13 protein-coding genes and 2 pseudogenes are annotated in these 14,034 nt (G+C 64.8%); 3 read left to right on the forward strand and 12 right to left on the reverse strand.

Annotated elements, in window-relative coordinates; genetic code table 11:
* Positions 1-10 precede the first annotated feature (10 nt).
* Entirely contained in the window at positions 11-661 is a 651-nt protein-coding gene (gene slmA, locus AC1D0P_RS19845) for a nucleoid occlusion factor SlmA (RefSeq protein WP_477678339.1), read from the forward strand.
* Between the two features lie 120 nt (positions 662-781).
* Here slmA and manD read toward each other — a convergent pair whose 3' ends face one another.
* From manD to AC1D0P_RS19880, 7 genes and pseudogenes are all read right to left on the reverse strand, one after another.
* Positions 782-1,993, reverse strand: a complete 1,212-nt coding sequence (manD, locus tag AC1D0P_RS19850; protein WP_477678328.1) for a D-mannonate dehydratase ManD — start codon at positions 1,991-1,993, stop codon at positions 782-784.
* Positions 1,994-2,044: 51 nt separating this feature from the next.
* Positions 2,045-2,839, reverse strand: coding sequence for an amino acid ABC transporter ATP-binding protein (locus tag AC1D0P_RS19855; RefSeq protein WP_477678329.1), 795 nt, complete (start codon positions 2,837-2,839; stop codon positions 2,045-2,047).
* Positions 2,836-3,495: an amino acid ABC transporter permease gene (locus AC1D0P_RS19860; RefSeq protein ID WP_477678330.1), complete on the reverse strand. Its 660-nt coding sequence runs from the start codon at positions 3,493-3,495 to the stop codon at positions 2,836-2,838. Before AC1D0P_RS19860 ends, AC1D0P_RS19855 begins: the two co-directional genes overlap by 4 nt.
* Complete coding sequence (locus AC1D0P_RS19865) at positions 3,492-4,157, reverse strand: amino acid ABC transporter permease (protein WP_477678331.1); 666 nt, start codon at positions 4,155-4,157, stop codon at positions 3,492-3,494. Before AC1D0P_RS19865 ends, AC1D0P_RS19860 begins: the two co-directional genes overlap by 4 nt.
* 85 nt (positions 4,158-4,242) lie before the next feature.
* Complete coding sequence (locus AC1D0P_RS19870) at positions 4,243-5,091, reverse strand: transporter substrate-binding domain-containing protein (RefSeq protein WP_477678332.1); 849 nt, start codon at positions 5,089-5,091, stop codon at positions 4,243-4,245.
* Positions 5,092-5,260: 169 nt separating this feature from the next.
* Positions 5,261-5,734 (reverse strand): annotated as a pseudogene (locus AC1D0P_RS19875) (transporter substrate-binding domain-containing protein); the annotation flags it as partial.
* A 76-nt stretch (positions 5,735-5,810) separates the two neighbouring features.
* A pseudogene (locus AC1D0P_RS19880) lies at positions 5,811-6,366 on the reverse strand (FadR/GntR family transcriptional regulator).
* A 127-nt stretch (positions 6,367-6,493) separates the two neighbouring features.
* Between AC1D0P_RS19880 and AC1D0P_RS19885 the strand changes: the two are divergent.
* Together AC1D0P_RS19885 and AC1D0P_RS19890 are read left to right on the forward strand one after the other, a co-directional pair.
* Entirely contained in the window at positions 6,494-7,735 is a 1,242-nt protein-coding gene (locus tag AC1D0P_RS19885) for a mannitol dehydrogenase family protein (protein ID WP_477678333.1), read from the forward strand.
* Positions 7,732-8,487, forward strand: a complete 756-nt coding sequence (locus tag AC1D0P_RS19890; protein WP_477678334.1) for an SDR family NAD(P)-dependent oxidoreductase — start codon at positions 7,732-7,734, stop codon at positions 8,485-8,487. The genes AC1D0P_RS19885 and AC1D0P_RS19890 overlap by 4 nt, the downstream gene beginning before the upstream one ends.
* A 4-nt stretch (positions 8,488-8,491) precedes the next feature.
* On the opposite strand, the gene AC1D0P_RS19895 is transcribed toward AC1D0P_RS19890, so the two are convergent.
* The 5 genes from AC1D0P_RS19895 to AC1D0P_RS19915 form a co-directional block, all read right to left on the reverse strand.
* Entirely contained in the window at positions 8,492-9,547 is a 1,056-nt protein-coding gene (locus AC1D0P_RS19895; protein ID WP_477678335.1) for a malate/lactate/ureidoglycolate dehydrogenase, read from the reverse strand.
* 25 nt (positions 9,548-9,572) lie between these two features.
* Complete coding sequence (locus AC1D0P_RS19900) at positions 9,573-11,117, reverse strand: UxaA family hydrolase (protein WP_477678336.1); 1,545 nt, start codon at positions 11,115-11,117, stop codon at positions 9,573-9,575.
* A gap of 38 nt (positions 11,118-11,155) precedes the next feature.
* Positions 11,156-12,550 (reverse strand): TRAP transporter large permease, encoded by a 1,395-nt coding sequence (locus tag AC1D0P_RS19905; protein ID WP_477652882.1) that lies wholly within the window; start codon positions 12,548-12,550, stop codon positions 11,156-11,158.
* Between the two features lie 22 nt (positions 12,551-12,572).
* Positions 12,573-13,127, reverse strand: a complete 555-nt coding sequence (locus tag AC1D0P_RS19910) for a TRAP transporter small permease (protein WP_477678337.1) — start codon at positions 13,125-13,127, stop codon at positions 12,573-12,575.
* Between the two features lie 157 nt (positions 13,128-13,284).
* A partial coding sequence (locus tag AC1D0P_RS19915; protein ID WP_477678338.1) for a sialic acid TRAP transporter substrate-binding protein SiaP occupies positions 13,285-14,034 on the reverse strand: 750 nt, incomplete at its 5' end.

The following is a 14,034-nucleotide window of genomic DNA, read 5'->3' on the forward strand; positions in this document are numbered from 1 at the left end:
TCCATCGCCTATGTCCGACTTAGCGTCTGAATCCGAACTGAGCCCCCAGGCCACGCCAGCATCCGCCGAGCCYGCGGTGCGCAAGCGCCCCAAACCGGGGGAGCGCCGGGTCCAGATCCTGCAGGCCCTGGCGACCATGCTGRAGCAGCCGGGCGCCGAACGCATCACCACCTCGGCCCTGGCTGCCAGGCTGGAAGTGAGCGAAGCCGCGTTGTATCGCCATTTCGCCAGCAAGGCGCAAATGTTCGAAGGCCTGATCGAATTCATCGAGCAAACCGTTTTCACCCTGATCAACCAGATCGGCGAACGTGAACCCGACCACTCGGTCCGCACCCGCAAGCTGGTGGTCATGGTGCTGCAGTTCGCCGAAAAAAATCCCGGCATGACCCGCGTCATGGTCGGCGATGCCTTGGTGTTTGAAAACGAGCGCCTGCAGGAACGCATGAACCAGTTCTTCGACAAACTGGAATCCAGCCTCAAACAAAGCCTGCGCGACGCGGCAGCCGCCAGCGGCGCCGCCACCCCCACGGTAGACGCCCAGGTCCGCGCCTCGGTGATCGTCGCCTTTATGGTCGGCCGCCTGCAGCGTTTTGCCCGCTCAGGCTTCAAGCGCTTGCCATCCGAGCACCTGGAAGCCAGCCTCGCAACGATCCTGGCCTAACCCCGCGATTCTTATCTATTAGGGGCCGCGGAACGGGCTTTGCTAGGCCGCAGGCGCCCGTCCCCTGGAAGGGGAAAAGGCGCTACAAGAAGTGAGCGTCCGATAGGGGTAAGTCAATCCCTACCAATTCCACAAAGTGCCGTCGTGCTGCAGCCGGTTCACCGGCAGGTAAGCGCGCTGGTACGGGTATTTGGCGGCCAGCTTCTCGTCGATCTCCACGCCGTGGCCTGGTGTCTCGCCGCAGTGCATGAAACCCTTGTCGAAGCGGTAGCTGTGCGGGAAGACCTCGTCGGTCTGCTCGGTGTGGCGCATGTATTCCTGCACCCCGAAGTTGGGCACCCAGGTGTCGAAGTGCAGCGCCGCGCCCATGCACACCGGTGACAAATCGGTCGCGCCGTGGCAACCGGTGCGCACCTGGTGCATGGAGGCGAAGTCGGCGATGCGCCGCAAATGCGTGATGCCGCCGGCATGCACGACAGTCGCACGGATGTAGTCGATCAGCTGGTTCTGGATCAGGTCCTTGCAATCCCAGATCGTGTTGAAGATCTCGCCCACGGCCAGCGGCGTGGTGGTGTGCTGGCGGATCAGGCGGAAAGCCTCCTGGTTTTCGGCCGGCGTCGCGTCCTCCAGCCAGAACAGGTGAAAAGGCTCCAGCGATTTGCCGAGCCGGCCGGCTTCGATGGGCGTCAACCGGTGATGCGCGTCGTGCAGCAGATGGATGTCCGGGCCCACGGCCTGGCGCACCGCGTCGAACAGTTTCGGCGTGTGCAGCAGGTATTTTTCGCTGCTCCAGTCGTGCTCGCTGGGCAGGTTGCCGTCGGCCGGCTCGTAAAACATGCTGCCCTTGCCCACACCGTAGACTTTTTCGAGGCCCGGCACGCCGCTCTGCGCGCGTATCGCCTGGTAGCCCATTTCCTTGTAGCGCAGCACCTCGTCCACCGTGTGGGCGATGTCGCTGCCGTTGGCGTGGCCGTAGACCATCACGCCGTTGCGGCTGCGTCCGCCCAGTAGCTGGTACAGCGGCAGGCCGGCGGCCTTGGCCTTGATGTCCCAGAGGGCGGTGTCCACCGCGGCGATCGCGCTCATGGTCACCGGGCCGCGCCGCCAGTAGGCGCCCTTGTAGAGGTATTGCCAGATGTCCTCGATCTGGTGCGCGTCGCGGCCAATCAGGCWGGGGATGACGTGTTCGGTCAGGTAGCTCACGACGGCGAGTTCGCGCCCATTGAGTGTGGCGTCGCCGATGCCGGTCAGGCCTTCGTCGGTTTCAATCTTGAGGGTGACGAAGTTGCGGCCGGGGCTGCAGACGATGACGCGGGCGTTGGTGATTTTCATGAAAAGTCAGGGGGTAAGAAAAGAAAAAATGCGGACAAGGGGGGATGGTGCTCAGCCGTTCCATCCCAGATGGCCGAGGAAGTCGCGCGTGCGCGCGACCGTGGGGTTCTCGAAGATCTGCGCGGGCGGGCCTTCTTCCAGGATGGCGCCGTTTTCAAACACCACCACCCAGTTCGCCACGCGCTGGGCAAAACTCATTTCGTGCGTGACGACGATCATGGTCATGCCTTCCTGGGCCAGCTTCTTCATCACGTTGAGCACTTCGCCCACGGTTTCCGGGTCCAGTGCCGAAGTCGGCTCGTCGAACAGCATCACCTCCGGCTCCATTGCCAGCGCGCGGGCAATTGCCACGCGCTGCTGCTGGCCGCCCGAGAGATTGGCCGGGAAGTTGCCGGCCTTGGACTCCAGCCCGACCTTCTCGAGCAGCACCATGGCGCGTTTGCGTGCGTCGGCCTCGCTCATGCCCAGCACGGTGATGGGGCCCATGGCCACGTTGTCCAGCGCCGTCTTGTGCGGGAACAGCTCAAAGCTCTGGAACACCATGCCCATGCGCTGGCGCACCTTGCGCACCTCGGTTTCACGCGTCGGCAGCGGGATGCCGTCCAGCAGCACGCGCCCGCCGTTCAGGGTCTCGAGCGCATTGGTGCAGCGCAGCAGCGTCGACTTGCCCGAGCCCGAGGGCCCGATCAGGCACATGACCTCGCCCTTGTTGACCTGCAGCGAGACGCCGTTGAGCGCCACAAAATCGCCGTACAGCTTGCGCACGTTTTCATAGACCAGCACGGGCGGCTGGTCCGCCCCTTTGCGCGGGGCCGCGGTGATGTCTTGTGGGGTAGCTGATGTCATTCCTTGACTCCGTATTTTTTGTGGATCCAGTCCACGAGTTTTGCCTGGGGGTAGCCCATCAGCCAGTAGATCGCGGCCATGGCGGTCAGCATCTCCAGCACCCGGAAGGTCTGGGCGCGTATCTGCATCGAGGTGTAGGCCAGCTCGCTGACGGCGATCACCGACACCAGCGAGGTGTCCTTGAACAGCGAAATCCAGGTGCTCGCCAGCACCGGCAGGATGCGGCGCGCCGCCTGCGGGATCACCACCTTGAACATGGCCTGTCGGCGCGACATGCCCATGGCCAGGGCCGCTTCCATCTGCCCCTTGCGGATGGAGTTGATGCCGGCGCGGAAGGTCTCGGCGTTGTAGGCCGAGATGTTGAGCACCAGCGCGACCAGCGCCGTCGTGAGCGCGGAGAACTGCACGTCGAAGGCGATGGGCATCACGTAGAAGGCCCAGTAGATCACCAGGATCAGCGGCAGGTTGCGGAAAAATTCCACGAAAGCCAGCGAGGCCGAACTCAGCAGCTTGTTCGACGACAGGCGCATCAGCGCCAGCAATATGCCGCCCGGCACGGCCAGCAGCATGGTCAGCACCGTCAGGCCCACGGTCATGAGCGCGCCGTCCCACAGCGCGCCGCGGTGCGTCCAGATGACGTTCCAGTCGAAGTTCATGAGCGCCCCAGGTGTGCGAGTTTTTGGTACATGCGGTCGACGACGCGGGTGACCGGGAACAGCACCAGGAAGTACAGCACCATGACGGCCGTGAACACCTCCACCGGCCGGTAGCTCTGGCCGGCCACGGTTTCGGCGCGGTGCATCAGCTCGGGCACGGCGATCACGGTGGCGATGGCCGTGTCCTTGATGGCCATGGTCAGCACCGAGCCGAAGGCCGGCAGCATGCGGATGGTGGCCTGCGGCAGGATGATTTTGCGCAAAATCTGCGCGCGCGACATGCCCAGCGCCAGCCCGGCGCGCGTCTGCCCGGGCCGTATCGATTCAATGCCGGCGCGGATGATCTCCGAGGCATAGGCCGCGATGTGCAGCGTCAGCCCCACCAGCGCGGCCCAGAAGGGCGGAAAGGTCACGCCGGCCAGCAGCGGGAAGGCGAAGTAGATCCAGACCAGCACCACCAGGATGGGGATGGCGCGCATGGTGTCGACGTAAAAAACCAGCACGGTGCTGAGCCAGCGTGGGCCGTAGAGACGCAGCAGCGCGATCACCAGCCCCGACAGGATGCTGGTCACCGCGCTGACCACGCTGAGCAGCACGGTGATGCCCAGCCCGCTGGCGAAGAAACGCCAGTTCTCGATGATCGGTGAAAAGTCCACGTCCATGAAAGGTCCGTCCGGGTTGAATGAGGAAGGGCGGCCCGCCTGCCAGGGCAGCGGGCCGCGCTGGCGGCACGGGGCCGGGCCGGATTTACTTGAGGTTCTGCGTCATGCGCACTTCTTCGGCCTGCAGCTGCGGCTCCATGCGTTTTTCGACTTCACGCAGCCAGTCCAGGTAGACCTGCTCGTTCTTGTTCACGCCCATGCCGGTCTTGATCTCGAAGATCTTGCTGTCCTGGCAGTTGTTTTCTTTCGGGAAAACCGCCAGGCCCTTGACCTTTTTGTTGATGTTGGGCCAGAGCATGCGGTTCAGCGGCGCGACGTCCGAGCGGCCGGCCAGCACTTCCTCGATGGGCGCGACCGAGCCGGAGTTGGCGACGCCGCGCAGCTTGGCTTTGGAGAACTGCTCGCGCACCAGCGGTTCCTCGCCGGCGCCCGAGAAATAGGCCATGGTGATCTCGGGCTTGTTGAAGTCTTCCAGCGTCTTGGCGTTGGTGAACTTCGGGTTGTCGGCGCGGCCGAACATGCAGACGCCGGTGCTGGAGAAGGTCACGAAGTCGATGATCTTGGCGCGCTCGGCATTCTGGTTCAGCGGGCCGATCATGATGTCCATCTGGTTGGCGATCAGCGCCGGCACCTTGGTTTCGTGGCTGACCGGGACCGGCACGACCTTCACGCCCAGCAGCTTGGCGAACTCCTTGCCCAGCAGCCACGACGGGCCGGACCAGGGCTCGCCTTCGCCGGTGGTGTTCTGGGCGAGCCAGGGCGGGTTGTTGACCACGCCGACACGCAGCACGCCGGCCTTGCGGATCGCGTCTATGCGCGGGCTGGCGCCGGGCGCGGGCGGCGTCTGGGCGAAGGCGGCGGCCGATACGCCGGTGGCGACGGCGGCCAGCGCGAGATGCCGGCACAGGCGCAGGGAGGAGGTGATGCGGTTCATGGTTTGTCTCTTTCTCTTGGGTGAATGGGTGGCGTTTGCCGGTGCTTTTCCGGTGCTTACTTGAGTGACTCGATCACGCGCTTTTCTTCCGCGGCGAGCTTGGGTTCCAGTGTTTTTTCAACAGCGCGCAGCCAGTCGATGAAGGCTTGCTGGTTCTTGTCGACGGCAAGTAGGCGATCGTGATGTCGGGGCTGTTGAGGTCGTCCACCGACTTCACCTTGGCCAGCTTGTCATTGCCCGCGCGGCCGAACATGCAGACGCTGGTGGTGGAATAGATCACGAAGTCCACCACCTTGAGCCGCTCCGGCGTTTCGCCCAGTGGGCTGATGGTCATGTCGACCTGGTTGGCGGCCAGCACCGGCACCTTGGTCTCATGCGACACCGCCACCGGCACCAGCTTGACGTTCAGCAGGCGCGCGTATTCGTTGGCCAGCGTCCAGGCCGGGCCGCTCCAGGCCTGGCCGCCACCCGTGGTGTTCTCGAGCAGCCAGGGCGAGTTCTGCAGAACGCCCACACGCAGCTCGCCGGATTTTTTGATCGCGTCTATGCGGGGGCTGGCGCCGGCCGGCGGTGGCGTCTGGGCCAGCAGCGCGGCGCCCGACAGGCCCAACAGCAGGCCGGCCAGGGTGGCTTTGGGTTTCAGTTTTGGCATGTTCATCTTGTCTCTCTTTGTGTTGTTGGGGGGAAGAACTGTCGGGGCTAAAAGCGTGGGGCCGTATCTAGCGCCAGGCTTGGGCGAACTCGCTGATCACGCGCTCGAGATGGGCGCGCATGGCGGCCCGGGCGGCGATGGGGTCGCGCGCCAGCAAGGCCTTGAAGATGCGCTGGTGGTCCGCGTGCGAAGCCAGGCGCAGCTCGGGCGTGTGGAAGTGGTGTTCGATCTTGGTCCAGACCGGGCCCTTGGCCTGGGCCCACATGGCGCTCACCATCTGCAGCAGCACGCTGTTGCCGGTGGATTCGGCGATGCGCAGGTGGAACAGCTGGTCGGCCGCCTCGTTTTCTTCCTTGTTGTCGATGTGCTCGCGCATGTCGCTGAGCGCCGTGAAGATGCGGTCCAGGTCGCGCGATCATGGCTTCGCGCACCGAGGTACGGCTCACGTCAAACCGCTCGGCCAGCGCGCGCTCCGAGGGGAGCCGTTCGCCGAGCTTGAACTCGCCCTGGGCGATCAGCGCCAGCAGCTGCGTGGCCAGGCGCTGGTAAGAGCGGTCGGACAGTGCCCGGGGTGGGTTGGACGCGTCGTCCGGGGAGGCCGGCTGGATGAGTTGAAGTGCCATGGTGGCTCCAAAGTGGTTGGACCAATTATGGGATTTCAAGGCAATAAAGGCCAATAGTGGTTTACCACTATGGCTAACTGGTTGGTCCAGTTGTTCAATAAAGTCCTTTCATCGGCTGACACTAGGCATGCGCTCACTCTCTCAAACCGTGCTGGATAACGGGGCGGTTCCACCTTCCCTGCATCTCCCCGATTACCCGCGAAGCGCCCTGGCACCCGGCGTGCTGCACCTCGGCCTGGGCGCGTTTCACCGCGCCCACCAGGCGGTGGTCTTCGACGCCTTGCTGCAGGCCGGCGACCCGCGCTGGGGGGTGCTGGGCGTGGCCATGCGCAGCACCGGGCTGGCCGATGCGCTGGCCCGCCAGGACGGGCTTTACACCCTGCAAATCGCGAGCGCGGAAGGGCGGCGCTGGCAGCTGGTCGGCTCGGTGCTGGACACCTGTGTCGCGGCGCGCGAGCCGAACCGTGTCACCGCCGCCCTCGCCGCGCCGGCCACCCGCTGGGTCACGCTGACCGTGACCGAAAAAGCCTACGGCGCCGAGCTCGCGGCGCAACTCGTGGCCGGCCTGGCCGCGCGCCATGCGGCGGGCCTGAGCGGCCTGACCATCGCCTCCTGCGACAACCTGAGCGGCAACGGCGGCAAGCTGCGCCAGCTGTGCCTGGACGCCGCGGCGGCGCAGGACACCGTGCTGGCGCAGTGGATAGAGGACAGCTGCGCCTTTCCCAATAGCATGGTGGACCGCATCGTCCCCGCCGCCACCGCGCAGCACCGGGATGACGCCGCCCGCGTGGCCGGCCTGGACGACGCCTGCGCCCTGGGCACCGAGGCCTTCTGGGAATGGGTGATAGAACGCCACTTCGTGGACCCGGCCGACGGTGCCGCGCTGGCGGCCGCGGGCGTGCAGGTGGTCGAGGACGTCAGGCCGTTTGAAGAGGCCAAGCTGCGCATGCTCAACGGCAGCCACACCGCCATTGCGCTGATGGGCGCTGTCATGGGCCTGCCCACGGTGGCCGATTGCGTGGCCAACGCCGACATCCGCTGGTTCATCCATCACCTGATGACCGACATCGTGATGCCGCAGCTGCAGCGCCCCGGCCTGCCGGCCTACCGCGATGCGCTGCTTGCGCGTTTCGCCAACCCGGACCTGCACCACAAGGTGCACCAGATCGCCTCGGACAGCTCGCTGAAGATTCCCTTGCGCTGGCTGCCCACGCTGCAAACCCGGCTGGCGGCCGGCGCCGACGTCGAGCCGCTGGCCTTCGCGACCGCTGTCTGGATGCGCTACCTGCTGGCCGAAGACGGGCAGGGCCGGCCTTATGCGATTTCAGACCCGGCCGGCGAGCGCCTGCAGGAAACATTTCAACCATGATCCCCCAACATCCTCCCATCCGAGATCAGGTCGCCCTCGTCACCGGCGCCAATGCCGGCATGGGCCTGGCGACCGTGCGCGCGCTGCTCGACGCGGGTTACCGCGTTGCGGCAACCGACCTGCGCACGGAAGCTGTGGCCAGCGAACTGGCCCACCACGGCGACCGGCTGGCCTGCTTTGTCATGGACGTGAGCGACTATGCCCAGGTGCATTCGGCCTGCGATCAGATCGAAAAGCATTTCGGACGCATCGACGTTTGCGTCAACAACGCGGGTTTTTTGCAGTACGCCAACTGCGAGCAGACCACACCCGAGCTCTGGCATAAAACGCTGAGGATCAACCTGGACGGCGTGTTCTACGTGAGCCAGCGCGTGGCCCCGGGCATGAAGGCGCGCGGCTTCGGCCGCATCGTCAACATCTCGTCTTTCGGCGCAAAGACCGGCGGCCTGTCGCCGCTGCCCGCCTATGCGGCCAGCAAGGGAGGCGTCACGTCCCTGACCTTCAGCTTTGCGCGTGAATACGCGCCCTTCGGCGTGACCTGCAACGCGCTGGCCCCCACCTTTGTAAAAACCCAGATGCTGACCGAACAGGTCAGCGCCGAGCGCCAGGCCGAGTTGCGGCAAAAAATCCCGGTGGGCCGCTTCTGCGAGCTCGAGGAGCTGGCCCACAGCGTGCTGTTCCTGGCCCATCCGCTGAGCGGCTTCATCACCGGCGAAGTACTGGACTTGAACGGCGGCCTGCAGTTCGACTGAGGCTTCAGTTCGCCAGGCCGACCTTGGCGGCGGCGCCGACGATTTCTTCCCAGGTGCTGGCGTCGATCTCGATGCCATCCCGTTCGCGCTCCACGCGCGCGCGGCGTTCGGGTTCTCCGGCGATCTGCACGGCTTGTATGCCGTCGGCCGGCGGGCTTTTGCGCAGCCATTCGACAAAGGCCAGGGCCTCGGTTTCCATCGCCGATTGTGTGCCCAGCTTRCCGGGGTCAATCAGGATGGTCAGCATGCTGTTGTAGACGGCGCGTGTGCCCACTGTCGGGTGGTGCCAGGTGCCGCCGCCGGTCAGCGCGCCGCCCAGCAGCTCGCAGGCCACAGCCAGGCCGTAACCCTTGTGCTCGCCGAAAGGCATCAGCGCGCCAAAAAAACCATTGGCCTGCGGCACCACCACGACGCCCGGGTCGGTGGTCGGCTGGCCGTGCTCGTCGATCAGCAGGCCGGGCTGTACTGACTTGCCCTGGTTGTGCGCGACGCGCATCTTGCCCTGGGCCACGCGGCTGGTGGCGAAGTCCAACACAAAGGGCGGGCTGTCTTTCAGCGGTATGCCGATGCAGCAGGGGTTGGTGCCGTAGCGGCCGTCGGCACCGCCCCAGGGCGCGACCACCGGCCGCGTCATGACGTTGACGAAGTGCAGCGACACCAGGCCCTGGGTCACGGCCATCTCCGCGAAATGGCCTATGCGCCCCAGGTGGTGCGATTCGGCCAGCGCCAGGATGCAGCTGCCTTGTTCCTTCGCGCGGGCCATGCCCAGCAGCATGGCCTGCTCGCCGACCACCTGGCCGTAGCCGCGCTGGCCGTTGAGGCTCAGCAGCGCGCCGGCATCAAGTACCGTCTTGACCTGCGCGTTGGGCGTCAGGCCGCCCTCGAGCACCGCATCTACATAGCGCGGCAGCATGCCAACGCCGTGCGAGTCATGGCCGCTGAGGTTGGCCATCACCAGGTTGGAGGCGACTTTTTCGGCTTCTTGCGCCGAGCTGCCGGCAGCGGCAAGGATGCGGGCGCAATGGGCCCGCAGGTCTGAGGCTTGGATGTTTTTTTGCATGGGGCTGCGGGGATGGGAAGGAGGTTTACATCACGGCGCCGACTTGCCAGGGCACGAACTCGTTCTGGCCGTAGCCGTGTTTTTCGCTCTTGCTGGGTTCGCCCGAGGCAGTGGCCAACACCATGTCAAAAATGCGTTGCCCCATCTCCTGCACTGACACGCCGCCGTCGATGATCTCGCCGCAGTTGATGTCCATGTCCTCTTCCTGCCGCTTCCACAGCGCCGAGTTGGTGGCGAGTTTGAGCGAAGGCGAGGGCGCGCAGCCGTAGGCCGAGCCGCGGCCGGTGGTAAAGCAGATGATGTTGGCGCCGCCGGCCACCTGGCCCGTGGCACTGACCGGGTCGTAGCCGGGGGTGTCCATGTAGACAAAACCGTGCGCACCCACGGGCTCTGCGTATTCGTACACCGCCTCGAGGTTGGAGGTGCCGCCCTTGGCGACTGCGCCCAGCGATTTTTCGAGGATGGTGGTCAAACCGCCGGCCTTGTTGCCCGGCGAAGGGTTGTTGTTCATTTCGCCATCGTTGATCTGGGTGTAGTGCTCCCACCATTTGATGCGCGAGATCAGTTTCTCGGCGATCTCGGGGCGTACCGCGCGCCGCGTGAGCAAATGCTCGGCGCCGTAGATCTCCGGCGTTTCGCTGAGGATGGCGGTGCCGCCGTGAGCCACCAGCAAGTCCACCGCCGCGCCCAGCGCCGGGTTGGCGCTGATGCCCGAATAACCGTCGGAGCCGCCGCACTGCAGGCCTATGGTGATGTGGGCGGCGCTGCAGGGCTCGCGCTTGACGGCATTGGCCTGCGGCAGCATTTCCTTGATCATGGCGATGCCCTTGGCCACGGTCTTGGCCGTGCCGCCGGTGTCCTGGATGCTGAAGACGCGCAGGGTTTCGCCCTCGCGCAGGCTGCCGTGGGCCAGCCAGGCGTTGATCTGGTTGGATTCGCAGCCCAGGCCCACCACCAGCACGCCGGCGAAGTTGGGGTGCGTGGCATAGCCCGTCAGCGTGCGCTGCAGGATCTGCAGGCCCAGGCCGTCGCTGTCCATGCCGCAGCCCGTGCCGTGCGTGAGCGCCACCACGCCGTCGACGTTGGGAAAGTCTTTCAGCGCCGACGGGTTGTTCTGCCGCGAAAAATGGTCGGAAATCGCGCGCGCGGCCGTGGCCGAGCAGTTCACGCTGGAGAGGATGCCGATGTAGTTGCGCGTGGCCACGCGGCCGTCGGGCCGCTTGATGCCCATGAAGGTCGCCTCCCGTTTGGCCGGCGCCGGCTTCACGTCGGCGCCGAAGGCGTAATCGCGCGCGAAGTCGCCCTTGTCGGGGCCCATGTCCAGGTTGTGCGTGTGCACATGCTCGCCAGGCGCGATGGGCTTGCTCGCGAAACCGATGATCTGGTTGTAGCGCCGTATCGGCTCGCCGGCGGCCAGCGCCCGCGTGGCGATCTTGTGGCCGGCGGGGATCAGGCCGCGCACGGTGATGCTTTCTACCTGGGTGCCGCCCACCAGCTGGGCGCGGGCAATCAGGACGTCATCGGCGGGATGCAAGMGGATAAAGGGCGTGGCGGGGGTCGTGGTCGTCATGGAAGTCATCGTGAAGTTATGGGACGGTTGTACCCCAATCAATAAAACATCTTCGGTAGCCAGAGTACTGCTTTCGGGAAGTAGGTGATGATGCCCAGGCTTAGCAGCAGCGGCACCAGCCAGGGCAGGATGGCGATGGTGGTGCGTTCCACCGACAGGTTCGCCACGCGCGCCAGCACAAACAGCACCATGCCCATGGGCGGGTGCAAGAGGCCGATCATCAGGTTGAGCACCATGACCAGGCCGAAATGCACCGGGTCTATGCCCAGTTGCGCGGTGATGGGCAGGAGGATGGGCACCAGGATGGTGATGGCGGCGGTGGGTTCCAGGAAGCAGCCGACGAAGAGCATCAGCAGGTTGGCCAGCAGGAGGAACACCCAGGGGCTCTGGGTAAAGCCGAGCACCCAGGCGGCGATCGCCGTGGTCACGCCGGTGGCCGTCAGCATCCAGCCGAAGATGGACGCGGCCGCCACGATGAAGAGCACGGTGGAGGTGGTTTCAACCGTATCCAGGCAGACCTTGACGAACATCTTGAATTTGAGCGCCTTGTACCAGAAGAAGCCCAGTACCATGGCCCAGACGCAGGCCGCAATCGCGCCCTCGGTGGGCGTGAAAAGGCCTGTCGTCATGCCGCCTATCAGCAGCACCGGCGTCATGATGGGCAGCACGGCCTCGAATTTAAAAATCTTGTCGAGCACGAACAAGGCGATGAGCCCGGCAATCACCGTGACCTGCGCCGGTGCGCCGGCCTTGCTGATCAGCAGCCACAGCACCAGCGGCCAGGCCGCGACCACGCCGAGCTCTATCAGGGCTTTGCCCAGCTTGCTGGCCGAGAACTTGATATCGGCGCCCCATTTGTTCTTATGCGCGAAGTAAGCCACGGTCAGCATCATCAGCACGGCCATCAGCAGGCCTGGCAACAGGCCGGCCAGGAACAGCGCGCCAATCGACACGTTGGCCATCATGCCGTAGATCACAAAAGGCAGGCTGGGCGGGATGATGGGGCCCAGCGTGGCCGATGCCGCCGTCACGCCGACGGCGAATTCCGAGGAGTAGCCGTGCTCCTTCATGGCCTTGATCTCGATGGTGCCCAGGCCGGCCGCGTCGGCGATCGCCGTGCCGCTCATGCCGGCGAAGATCACCGAGCCCAGCACGTTGACGTGGCCCAGGCCGCCCTTGAGCCAGCCCACCAGCGCCAGCGCGAAGTTGTAGATGCGGGTGGTGATGCCGGCGTTGTTCATCAGGTTGCCGGCCAGGATGAAGAAGGGCACGGCCAGCAGCGGGAAGCTGTCTATGCCCGACACCATGCGGTGGATCACCACGAACGGCGGCAGGTTGCCGGTGACCAGGATGTAGACCAGCGAGGCGCCCGCCATGGCGATGGCGACCGGGATGCCGGCGCCCATGAAGATCAGGAAAAATATTTTGAGCATGATGGTGAGGGGTGCTTCGCGTTCAGCGGTCTTCCATGGTGGATTCGGGGCGTTCCAGCACGCTGTAGCCGCKGCGGTAATGAATCAGGGCGACCTGCAGCGAGCGCACCAGCATGGCGGCAAAACCGAGCAGGCACAGGCCGTAAACGATGTTCATGGGCAGGTCGACGATGGTCATGCGGGTCTGGTTGCCGATTTTTTCCATCATCTGCACGGTCATGAACACGGCCGCGCCGTAAAAGGCGATGCGCAGCACGTCCGTCACGGTCGACATGACGCGGCCCATCTTCGCCGGCATGTGGCGGTAGAAAAAATCCACCTGGATGTGGTTGTTCTTGGCCACGCCGATGGCCGCGCCTATGAACACCACGGCGATCAGCTCGTAACGCGCGATCTCCTCAGTCCACGCGGCCGAGTCGTTGAAAACATAACGCGTGATGAACTGGTACAGCACCGTGGCGCCCAGCACCCAGAAAAACGCCAGGGCCAGCCAGCCCTCGACGGTGGTGGAAGACAGGTCCACCGCCTCATCCTCGGTGTGGAATGAACCGTCGTCGCTGATGATTTTTTCAGTCATCGTGTCTCCTTCATTTTTGTATTCAGCAAGGCGCCGGTAGTCGCCCGAAAAGCGTAGCGAGCGGTCCGAGGTCGCGTCGAGAAGCGCAGTCGTACTCCGGTACGGCGAGCATCACAGGCGCGAGATCGGGCCGCGCAGTAGCTTTACGGGCGGCTACTTACTTGAGGTTGATGATGCGGTCGTAATCGGCCTGGCGGTAGCCCTGGTCAGCCGGCGAGGTGTTCTTCAGCACCGCCGCGCGGAAGGCGTTCTTGTCGACCGTGATCACGTTGTTGCCTTTTTTCTTGAACTCCTCGACCAGCCGGGCTTCCGAGGCGATGATTTCGCGGCCGGTTTTTTCGGCGGCTTCCAGCATCACGTCGCTGAAGATCTTTTTCTCGTCGGCGCTGAGCTTGCCCCAGAGCTGGCCCGAGACCACGGTCAGCAGCGAGTCGACGATGTGGCCGGTCAGCGAGATGTTCTTCTGCACCTCATAGAATTTTTTCGCCTCGATGGTGGGCAGCGGGTTCTCCTGCGCGTCCACCGTGCCGTTTTGCAGCGCCAGGTAGACCTCGGCGAAGGCAATCGGGGTCGGGTTGGCGCCCAGCGCCCTGGGGAAAGCCATATAGGCCGGTGCGTCCGGCACCCGGATCTTCAGGCCCTTCATGTCTTCCGGTTTGGTGATGGGGCGCGCGGCGCTGGAGGTCACGTGGCGCGCGCCGTAGTAATTGAGCGCGGTGATGTGGTTGCCGCTTTTCTGGTCGTAGCCGGCGGCGAGTTCCCTGAACACATCGCTGTTGGCGAACTTGAGCTGGTGCTCGGCGTCGCGGAAGATGAAGGGGAAATAGCCGATCGCCAGCGGCTGGTAGGTGCGGCCGGCAAAACTCGCGCCCGTGAGGATGATGTCCACCGTGCCCAGGGTCAGGCC

It is taken from the genome of Polaromonas sp. P1_G2 (assembly GCF_056405515.1).